Origin of the sequence: Psychrilyobacter sp. (genome assembly GCF_037132775.1) — a bacterium.
Classification (GTDB): domain Bacteria; phylum Fusobacteriota; class Fusobacteriia; order Fusobacteriales; family Fusobacteriaceae; genus Psychrilyobacter.
In genome coordinates, this window is the sequence record NZ_JBAHZY010000037.1 from 1 (window position 1) to 9,896 (window position 9,896).

Annotated in this window: 9 protein-coding genes; 5 read left to right on the top strand and 4 right to left on the bottom strand. The window is 32.6% G+C overall.

What is annotated here, in order from left to right; genetic code table 11:
• Nucleotides 1–258: 258 nt before the first annotated feature.
• Nucleotides 259–582, bottom strand: coding sequence for a DUF3870 domain-containing protein (locus V5784_RS02265; RefSeq protein ID WP_336887426.1), 324 nt, complete (start codon nucleotides 580–582; stop codon nucleotides 259–261).
• 697 nt (nucleotides 583–1,279) lie between these two features.
• Here V5784_RS02265 and V5784_RS02270 point away from each other — a divergent pair.
• Complete coding sequence (locus tag V5784_RS02270; RefSeq protein ID WP_336887427.1) at nucleotides 1,280–1,468, top strand: hypothetical protein; 189 nt, start codon at nucleotides 1,280–1,282, stop codon at nucleotides 1,466–1,468.
• A gap of 281 nt (nucleotides 1,469–1,749) precedes the next feature.
• Here V5784_RS02270 and V5784_RS02275 read toward each other — a convergent pair whose 3' ends face one another.
• Nucleotides 1,750–2,013 carry a co-chaperone GroES gene (locus V5784_RS02275; RefSeq protein ID WP_336887428.1) on the bottom strand — a complete coding sequence of 88 codons (264 nt, stop codon included), beginning with the start codon at nucleotides 2,011–2,013 and terminating at the stop codon, nucleotides 1,750–1,752.
• A 133-nt stretch (nucleotides 2,014–2,146) separates the two neighbouring features.
• Between V5784_RS02275 and V5784_RS02280 the strand changes: the two genes are divergently transcribed.
• Nucleotides 2,147–3,358, top strand: coding sequence for a family 10 glycosylhydrolase (locus V5784_RS02280; RefSeq protein WP_336887433.1), 1,212 nt, complete (start codon nucleotides 2,147–2,149; stop codon nucleotides 3,356–3,358).
• A 75-nt stretch (nucleotides 3,359–3,433) separates the two neighbouring features.
• On the top strand, nucleotides 3,434–5,089 hold the full coding sequence (locus tag V5784_RS02285) for a peptide ABC transporter substrate-binding protein (protein WP_336887429.1): 1,656 nt from the start codon (nucleotides 3,434–3,436) through the stop codon (nucleotides 5,087–5,089).
• A gap of 322 nt (nucleotides 5,090–5,411) precedes the next feature.
• Here V5784_RS02285 and murI read toward each other — a convergent pair whose 3' ends face one another.
• The gene (murI, locus tag V5784_RS02290; RefSeq protein ID WP_336887430.1) at nucleotides 5,412–6,203 is read right to left on the bottom strand and encodes a glutamate racemase; all 792 of its coding nucleotides are present in this window, start codon (nucleotides 6,201–6,203) and stop codon (nucleotides 5,412–5,414) included.
• A gap of 218 nt (nucleotides 6,204–6,421) precedes the next feature.
• Between murI and V5784_RS02295 the strand changes: the two genes are divergently transcribed.
• Both V5784_RS02295 and lysA read left to right on the top strand, forming a co-directional pair.
• Entirely contained in the window at nucleotides 6,422–6,883 is a 462-nt protein-coding gene (locus V5784_RS02295) for a hypothetical protein (protein WP_336887431.1), read from the top strand.
• Nucleotides 6,841–7,710, top strand: a complete 870-nt coding sequence (lysA, locus tag V5784_RS02300; protein WP_336887432.1) for a diaminopimelate decarboxylase — start codon at nucleotides 6,841–6,843, stop codon at nucleotides 7,708–7,710. Before V5784_RS02295 ends, lysA begins: the two co-directional genes overlap by 43 nt.
• A gap of 517 nt (nucleotides 7,711–8,227) precedes the next feature.
• On the opposite strand, the gene V5784_RS02305 is transcribed toward lysA, so the two are convergent.
• Nucleotides 8,228–9,652, bottom strand: coding sequence for a DHA2 family efflux MFS transporter permease subunit (locus tag V5784_RS02305; protein ID WP_336887434.1), 1,425 nt, complete (start codon nucleotides 9,650–9,652; stop codon nucleotides 8,228–8,230).
• Nucleotides 9,653–9,896: the final 244 nt, after the last annotated feature.

Genomic DNA, 9,896 nt, shown 5'->3' on the forward strand with positions numbered 1-9,896 from the left:
GATTTTAATGTAGGTTTAATTGCCAACCAAAAGTTTTTTTCACAAAACTGACCTGAACTAAGAAATCGATAAATAGAATCTTTAGAGATTTTAGAATCAGTAATATTTTGTAGATCTGTAGAATGAGCAGATTTAGTTGAAACAATTAAAAAATTTGAATATGTTCAAGCAAGTTTTTATTCATAAAAGCTACTCCTTTAAATGTTATTACTAGGAGTATATTTCTTTTTTAGAAAAAAATATACCGTGAAACATCAGTTAAACAATTAATTTTTGAGTTTGTAAATATTTTTCATGACAAATTCGACATGCTGCAATAAGAGCTTTTTTTGCTGCCCCAAAATATTTTTTGTTAAACTGGTTTTCAATTTGTTGAAAATTTTTCAAATTTTGCCCTATTAGAATTTCTTGTACAAATTCATTAGATAAATTAGTAGCTAAAGAACAGTCTGCTTTTATTATTTTATGAATTTTTTGATCAATCACCATCACTACAACAATTTCAGAATACATTCCTAAAATTGTTGTTCTTTTAGGAACTTTTGAGTAACCAGAAACAAAAATCTTATTAATAACGATCACCTTCCTTAAATTTTTCTCTAGAAACTATAAAATGATAAACAAAAAGTCAATCAATGTTAGAAAAAACACCTCATAAAAGGGATTATCCTCTATCAGTTATATCAACTTACATTTACTAATTTTAAAATAAGAGGCCACTTTATTTCCTTAGTAAATCATTAACTCAAATAATTGTGTTTCTAGTTTATAATTACATGATTTTTTTAGAAAGTCAATGTTTTTTTAAAATATGACTCATATCAATATGTTTCGATCTAATTTTAGAGTTTTTGAAACATTATCGAAAGAACTTGTAACTTAATGTATATTTTAAAAACAAAATCGAGTATACTCCAACAAATTGAAAATTTTTTTTCACAAGATTTGAAATATTAAAAGCACTTTTTTCTTCTTTATGAGCTCTTTTTAAGTTTTTTTAAGTTAAAGATCACTTCTAATATAATTGTAATAACAAAGTATACACTATTTATTACTTCATTTTCCCAAAAAAGTAAATAAAATAAAATTTAAATATGCTTTTAAATCCAATTTAAAAGAAATTTAGAGCTATTCGATATTTTGAATAGTTGGCTTAGATTTTCTCGATTTTTTAATTGCCTCAACTAAATCTGCTCATTCTACACAATTTAGAAAAGTCAATATAGGTAATTTTCAACCGAATGAAGTTTACCATAGATCTTTGAAGCAAAATTGTTCAATGGGTAAAGCAACAGTAAGAACAGTTCAAACAATTATTGGGCATCTATTTTGTTCAATATACTCATATGTAAAATTGGAAAAATTAAAGATGAAAACGCATATAAATCATTTTAAATTAAAAACTAAATATTATTTATTAGGATTAAAGGAAACCTTTTTAAAATTATCCGATTTAAAAACAGCATAATTTTTCATGGGATAAGTCCGTCTAAATTAAATATTTACCGCGAAACATCAGTGCTGAATCATTAGAAGAAATACTTTATTTAGTAACCCAAAATATATCTAAAAAATGGACTCAAAAGGTGCGATCTTGGGAAAAAATATTAAGAATGTTAGTAATTGTTTATCCAGAACAGGGAGAAAAATATATGTAAAAAGAGAGCCGTTTCAGCAGCTCTCCCTTTAGTAGTTAGGAATTTAATTTACACGTAATTCGGGATAGACCCTCTCTTCGTTTTTTTATCTTTATCCTATTACAGCCAAGACCTCTTCCATCTCTAAGATAAGAAATTTCTTATCTGAATCAGGTATCTCTACCCCAGAATGAGGTCTAAAAAATACCTTATCTCCGAGTTTAATCTCTACTTCGATATTTCCAAGTGCAACAACAACTCCCATATTAGAAGATTTGGTTTCCCCTGTACCGGGCAGGATGATACCACTAAAAGTTTTTTCTTCAATCTTTAAGGGTTCTACTAATATTCTATTTCCAATTGGTTTAATATTCATAAATCAACTCCATGTTTAATTTTTTTTATAAAAATATTATATCAATTAATTTGACTTTTTCCTAAAAAAATCTAATACTTATAGTAGTATGGTAGAATATTGCGTCGTAGTAATCGAGGGAGGATAGAGATTGATGAAGAAATTATTCAGTATATTATTCCTGCTAATACTAGTGGGATGTAGCGGAATAGAGAAAAAAGCCAGTGTGGTAAAGGAGGTAGAAAAACCAGAATTTAGAGGGGTTTGGATAGCGAGTGTTGTAAATATAAACTGGCCTAAAACTGTGGGGATAGGCAAAGATGTTCAAAAATCTCAAAGACAGGAGTTTATAAAATTATTGGATGAAGTAGTAGAGATGAATATGAATGCTGTAGTAGTTCAAATCCGGCCTGCCGCTGATACCTTTTATCCATCTTCATTTGAGCCGTGGTCAAAGTATCTTACAGGTACCCAAGGATTATCTCCTGGCTGGGATCCATTGCAGTTTATGATAGAGGAAGCCCATAGAAGAAATCTACAATTTCATGCATGGTTCAATCCATACAGGGTCACAATGAAAAAAGAAGAGGTCCCTATAAGCACCCATCCAGCTATGTTAAATCCAGAGTGGACGTTTAGATATGGAGGTAAACTATATTATAATCCTGGAGTTCCAGAAGCTATGAATTACAGTATAGATAATATAATGGAAGTGGTAAAAAATTATGATATAGATGGGGTACATATGGATGATTATTTTTATCCATATCCAGTAGGAGAAGAAAAACTGCCTGATTGGAAGACATATTTAAAATATGGAAAAAAGTTTTCTATAGCAGCTAATTGGAGAAGAGATAATGTAAATAAATTTATAAAAACTTTGAATAGTAAGATAAAAAAAGAAAAACCAAATATTCAATTTGGGATAAGTCCTTTTGGTGTATGGAGAAATTATGATCGAGATAAAAGTGGGTCAAAAACAAAAGCAGGAATAACTAATTACGATAGCATCTATGCAAATACTAGAAAATGGATAGATAGGGGATGGATAGATTATATTGTTCCGCAGATCTATTGGAACCAAGGATTTAAGGTAGCGGAATATAATACTTTGGTTAATTGGTGGGCTGATGAAGTGAGGGGAACCGGTGTAAAATTATATATTGGTCAGGCAGCCTACAAGGTGGGAAGCAAGGGGTGGGAAGACCCAAATGAACTTATAAATCAAGTGAGATATAATAGGAGTTTAGATGAGGTAGGAGGAAGTATATATTTTAGTATAGATTCCCTCATAGATAATCCTATGAAAATAAAAGAAAAAATGAAAAAGACGGTATATAAACAGAGAGTTGAAATTCCGAATTAAAAAGATGATGTAGTCAAATAACTTGTTATATAATGGATAAAATTTATCAATAAATATTTCTTACAAGGGGGTAAAATGAAAAAATATATGTATGTTTTAAGTGTTTTAATAATGTTATTATTTACAGCATGTGGAGAAAATGAAAAAGAAAGCCAAGGGGAAGCGGTAACGGATGAAGTAGAGCAAGTATTGAGGTTTAACTTGGATGCAGATCCCCCATCGATTGATCCGCAATTAAATACCGATTCATCTGGTGCAATGGTGATCAACAATACCTTTGAGGGACTTATGAGAAATGACGCGTCAGGAAAGCCAGAGCCGGCAGTTGCAGAATCTGTGGAAGTATCGAATGATAAAACTATATATACATTTCACCTGAGAAAAGATGCGAAATGGTCCGATGGTAAAGCGGTAACAGCAGAAGACTTTAAATATGCTTGGCTGAGAGGATTAGATCCAGAGGTAGCTTCTGAATATGCTTACCAGCTTTATTATATTAAAGGAGGACAAGATTATTTTAAAGGAAAAGGGGAAAGGGAAGATGTAGGAATAGAAGTAATAGATGAACAGACTCTAAAAGTGGCCTTAGAAGCTCCTACACCATACTTTTTAAATTTAGTGACATTTTTTACATATATGCCTGTAAGAAAAGATATAGTAGATCAAAAGTCTGAGGGATGGGCAAAGGATCCTCAATTAACAGTATCAAATGGACCTTTTATTGTATCGGAATATAAGATGAATGATAAGATTATATTGACTCCTAATGAAAACTACTGGAATAAAGAAAATATAAAACTAAAAAAGATGGTACTTACTATGATTATAGAAGGAAGTACTGTATTGACTGCATATGATAACAACGAGATAGATGTTATATCTGGACAGGTACCTGTGCAGGAAATTCCTAAAAGACAGATGGAAGATCCAACATTTAAAACATTACCATACTTAGGAACATACTATTATCTATTCAATGTAGACAAGGCACCAACAAATGATATCAATGTGAGAAAAGCGTTGTCACTTGCTATAGACAGGGAAGCGATTGTAAATCAAATAACTAAGGCAGGACAGATGCCGGCTACAGGATTTGTTCCCGATGGGCTTATAGATTCCAAGGGAAATGATTTTAGAGCTACAGCTGGTGATTACGGTATGTCTACAAAAGCAAATGTAGAGTTGGCCCGTGAATATTTGGCTAAAGCAGGATACCCAAATGGCCAGGGAATGCCTCCGATAGAACTTATGTATAATACCAGTGAATCGCATAAGGCTATAGCAGAAGCTATCCAAGATATGTGGAAGAAAAATCTAGGTATAGATGTTACTTTGGCTAATCAAGAATGGGCCGTATTTAAAACTACAAGAAGTATGGGTAACTTTCAGGTTATGAGATCTGTATGGTTAGGAGATTATAATGATCCTATGACATTTTTAGATATGTGGACTTCATATTCAGGAAATAATAATGCTCAATGGAGAGCTACAGAAGATGGTAAATTTCCTGAGAATAAAAAATTTACAAGATTAATTGAGGAATCTAAATTAGTCAGTGGGGAATCTAGAGATGAAAAACTCTATGCTGCTGAAAAAATAATGATGGATCAGACAATAATAGCACCTCTTTATTATTATACAGGTGTAGTAATGATTAAAGACAAGGTAAAAAACTGGGAAAGAGATATTCTAGGAACTTGGTATTTCGGGAATGCAGAGATACAAAAATAATAGTGAAATTTAAAAGAGAGATTCTATATTTTAGAATCCCTCTTTATGATTTCTCTCAGACCTCACCTCTAAGTGAGAAAGTTCTTAACGGACTCCATTTACGATTCACTGTGGAACGACTATAAACTTCGCTTGAAACCAAGAAAAAAGATGAAAAACTTTAGTCGCAGATTACGCAGAGATTATACGAATATTAATTTTTTCTATACCCAATAAAAAAAATTAAATGTATGCAGATTTTAACCAAGAATAAAAGATAAAAGATAAAAGAAGTTCTTCAGTGATAGCTTTTGCGGTTACTTTGTGTTGAATAATCAGAGCTTTAATAATCTACAGAAAAAACATTTGTAAATTCTTCCGTAAATATTTCTGGGAGTCTGTCTAAAAGAAGGGTTGTATCTCCATTGATGCAGAAATCTACACTTCCTTTTTTATTTTCTTTGTTGAAAAGATCCATGGGAATAAGTATATTTAAAAGTTCAAAAACAGATTCTCTGGAAGAATCTACAATTTTTTCAGGGAAAAACTTTCTTATGTCTTCCTTTATAAGGGGATAATGAGTTCCGCCTAGAATAAGCGTATCAGTATCTTTTGGAATTTTATCCAAGTATTTTTTTAAAACTTTCAGACGATGGGGGTGATTTTCCCAGCCAGATTCTATGAGGGCACATAGTCTTTTACAGGGGATTCCATAGAGGTATCCATCTTTTGAATATTTTTTATAGGTTTTTTCATAGATTTTAGTTTTTACGGTAAAAGGGTTCGCAATATAGGCGATTTTGTTTTTCTTACTTTCTAAGAGGGCTGCTTTCACTCCTCCTTCTATAACCCCTATGATGGGAATAGGATATTTGTCTTTTAAATATTCCAAAGAAGCCGCAGTCATAAGGCTACAAGCTATTATAATCACTTTGCAATGATTTTGAATCATGAATTTCACTATATCTTCACTTAATTTTTGAATTTCTGAGGTAGTCTTAACACCGTAGGGATTATTTTTAAAGTCCCCGTAGTAGATGATATTTTCCCTGGGTAAAATTTTTCTAATCTCTTTCAGAATGGTAAGACCTCCAATTCCAGAGTCGAATATTCCAATAGGCATTTTATTTCTCATAATGAATCTCCTTAGTATAAAGATACTATTGAGTATAGCTCCATATTAGAAATATTTCAAGTATAATATAAATGACATATATATAACCTACATACAGCATATGTAGGTATGCTTTAATTAATAATGGTCATTTATTTTATATAATATCTATATTTTACAGGGTGAGGGGAAAAAGGTAGTATATTTATATAAAAAGCAAAGGAAAGGTGGGGGTATATATGTTTGGAACTCAAGAGATTAATGAAAATGGAATTTTGGAAATTGGTGGAGTATCGGTAAAAAAATTAAAGGAAGAGTATGGAACTCCCCTCTATATTATGGATAAAAATTATATAGTAGAAAAGGCAGAATTAATAAAGAAAAATTTTAAATCTACAGTTTTTAAAACTGAGGTAGCCTACGCTTCCAAAGCATTTTTAACTGTGGGAATGTGTAAGATAGTAGAGGAACTGGATCTTTGTTTAGATGTCGTTTCTGGAGGAGAAATATATACGGCTTTAAAGGCTAATTTTCCCATGGAAAGAGCTCATTTCCATGGAAACAGTAAATCCATAGAAGAACTAGAAATGGCTGTAAAATATGGAATAGGTACAATCATAGTGGATAATAATTTAGAATTTGAACTATTAGAGGATATATGTGGAAAAAACAGAAGAAAACAAATGCAATCTTACGTATAAACCCAGGAATAGATGCACATACTCATGAGTATATTCAGACTTCAAAATTTGATTCGAAATTTGGAGAATCTATCTTTATGGAGGAGACGAAGGAACTGATAAGAAGAATAAATGGAAGTGAATGGGTGAAATTTGAGGGGATACATGCCCACATAGGTTCTCAGATATTTGATGTAAGCTCTTTTTTAAAGGAAGCCGAAGTCATAACCGAATATATAAAGGGATTGGTTGAAGAAGGCATAGGAGTGGAAACTCTAAATTTAGGAGGAGGATACGGAATCTATTATTCAGAGGGCGATAAGCCCATTGATTTAGAACTATGTCTGAAAGAGCAAGTAAGGATTATAGAAAAAATAAATGAAGAATATAATTTAGGGATTAAAAAACTTCAGATTGAACCGGGAAGATCACTAATAGCCAATGCAGGAACTACCCTTTATACGGTACAGGGATTAAAAACTACCTATTCGGGTAAACACTATTATTTTATCGATGGAGGAATGACCGATAATATAAGACCGGCTCTGTATCAGGCTGTTTACAGTGGAACAATTGGAAATAGGTGTTTGGAAGAAAAAGAAAATATAGTAACTGTAGCAGGGAAATGTTGTGAGTCTGGGGATTTAATCATGAAAGATACAAAATTACAGAGGGCAGAATTAGGAGATATTTTATGTGTATTTGGTACAGGGGCGTATAATTATTCTATGGCAAGTAACTATAATAAAATTCCCAGACCTGCTGTAGTTATGGTAGAAGATGGAGAGTCAGCTCTTATGGTTAGAAGGGAATCATACGAAGATTTAATAAGAAATGATATATATTAGAAAAAAATAAATAAAAAGGTTGAAAAAGAGTTAATATGGTTGTAATTATAGAACTTCCCTCTAAGCCCCTAATATCGCGAATATTAAAATAAAAGGACATTTCTGTGGGATGTTGGAATAAGAGAATTAAAACCAAAAGTATTGGTTCCGTGAAAAATAATCAAGGATTAAATCCTAAACTAATAATATAGAAAAAAGGAAGGGGTCAATATACTGTAACCTGTGAACTAGACATTAGAAAAAGAGTGTTTAATTCGCAGGATTTTTAAGATATACTAAAATTCGTTCTCATTCGCCTCCTGTTCCCTCCTAAAAACTTCCCCTTGTAATTACACCCTTACAATCGAAATGCGTCAAATAAGGAGGTCATAAATCCGTTGGTATTATTGGGTTTGAGAGGTGAAGAGTAGAAAGGGCCACTCATGAGCCTTAAGGGGGTCATAAAGAGCCTTAAAGGTAGCATAAGTAGCCTTATTTCATCTGAAAATACTGTATTCTACAATATATCTATATCGACCTACTTTTTTAATGCCCCCCTTTGAGCAGAACCTGTTGTTTTATTTGCTAAGAGCATAAATGGAACCAGAGCTAAAATAATAAGTCCGGCAATGAAGAGTACATCATTGACTCCCATGGTAACTGCTTCCTTTGTGATTAAACCATTTATGACAACTAATTTAGTCTGAATAGGACCTGGGATAGAATTAATTAGGGGTAAAAAGTTTGGATTACCCGTATGGATATGACTGGTTAGCACCTCGTTGTGATAAGCTCGAGAATGATTCCATAGGGGGATAAACAGACTGCTGCCAATACTGTTTCCCAAATTTCTCATAAAATTAAAAATTCCAGCTGCAGCCACCATTTCAATAGGTTTTATACTTCCAAGAGATACATTGTTTAGAGCTACAAAGAAAAATGCAAGGCCGATACCACTTAAAGCTCTGGTATACGAGACGTAGCTAGATGTAACATCCAAACTATAATTAGAAGTGGAAAATGAAACTATGGCAAAAATAATAAATCCCGTAATGGCAATATATCTATTATCAACTCTATCGGTGTACTTACCGATAATAGGAGATAAAAGCAATATGGGTAAGCCTAAGGTAGCTGTAGTTTTACCGCTTATAAATGAGGTATAACCCATAACATTTTGTAGCCAAAAAGGTAAAATAACGGCAGTCATATAGAATGCTGCAGACACAACCAGGAGAGAAAGGACTCCTACGGTAAAGTTTTTATTTAAAAATAATCTGACATTTATAACGGGATTTTCATGATACCATTCCCAAATCCCCAAAGTAACTAAGGACATAAATGAAATAATAGCGAGTATAACGATAGATGGGCTAGAAAACCAGTCTAAGTCTGTACTTTGTTCTAAAAAAACTTGGAGAGAACCTATACCGCTTATAAGTAAGAAGATACCTACAACATCTGTTTTTACCCTTATAAATTTTTCACTGGCATAGTCCTCTTTAAACATATAGTAGATTACTCCACTAGATAAAAGACAGAGGGGAATACTGAAATAAAAACACCATCTCCAAGATGCTATATCGGTAATAGCTCCTCCGATAACCGGGCCTAAGATAGGGCCGAGTATAAGGGTCATTGTCCAGATAGCTATCCCTATTCCCCGTTTTTTCTTGGGAAAAATCTTCATGATTAGGGTCTGAGAAAGGGGAATCATACTAGCTCCTACAACTCCTTGTAATAATCTGGCAGCTACCATTGAAGAGAGAGAAAAACTCAACCCACAAAATAAACTGGCTATGGCAAATAATATTGTGGACCAGATATATTGTTTTACAGTTCCAAACTGTAATGTCAACCATCCGATAAGGGGTAATACTATGGCTTCGGCAACGGAATAGGAAGTAATGATCCAAGTACTTTTACTGGTCGCTATACCAAAATCTCCTGCAATATTTATCAGTGATACATTGGTGTGACACGTTTATAAGTGAAAAGCTTATACACATTTAAAGTCAAAAAAGACTATAAATGGAGAACTATAAATTTGAAAAGAGGAATGACGAAGTAACGACCTGAAACTCTTTCCCTAATACTACGATATGCGTCTATATACTTTAATGTATAGGGGTATAAAGCTCGTTAAAGTCAGTTGAGAGGTAACCCTAACATTTATTATATTTAAATGAGGAAATGCGAACCAGAGG

Coding starts and splice junctions, on each gene's coding strand:
- V5784_RS02280 (WP_336887433.1), top strand. CDS start 2,147: ATGAAGAAATTATTCAGTATATTATTCCTGCTAATACTAGTGGGATGT.
- V5784_RS02270 (WP_336887427.1), top strand. CDS start 1,280: ATGGGTAAAGCAACAGTAAGAACAGTTCAAACAATTATTGGGCATCTA.
- V5784_RS02295 (WP_336887431.1), top strand. CDS start 6,422: ATGTTTGGAACTCAAGAGATTAATGAAAATGGAATTTTGGAAATTGGT.
- V5784_RS02275 (WP_336887428.1), bottom strand. CDS start 2,013: ATGAATATTAAACCAATTGGAAATAGAATATTAGTAGAACCCTTAAAG.
- V5784_RS02285 (WP_336887429.1), top strand. CDS start 3,434: ATGAAAAAATATATGTATGTTTTAAGTGTTTTAATAATGTTATTATTT.
- murI (WP_336887430.1), bottom strand. CDS start 6,203: ATGAGAAATAAAATGCCTATTGGAATATTCGACTCTGGAATTGGAGGT.
- lysA (WP_336887432.1), top strand. CDS start 6,841: ATGTGGAAAAAACAGAAGAAAACAAATGCAATCTTACGTATAAACCCA.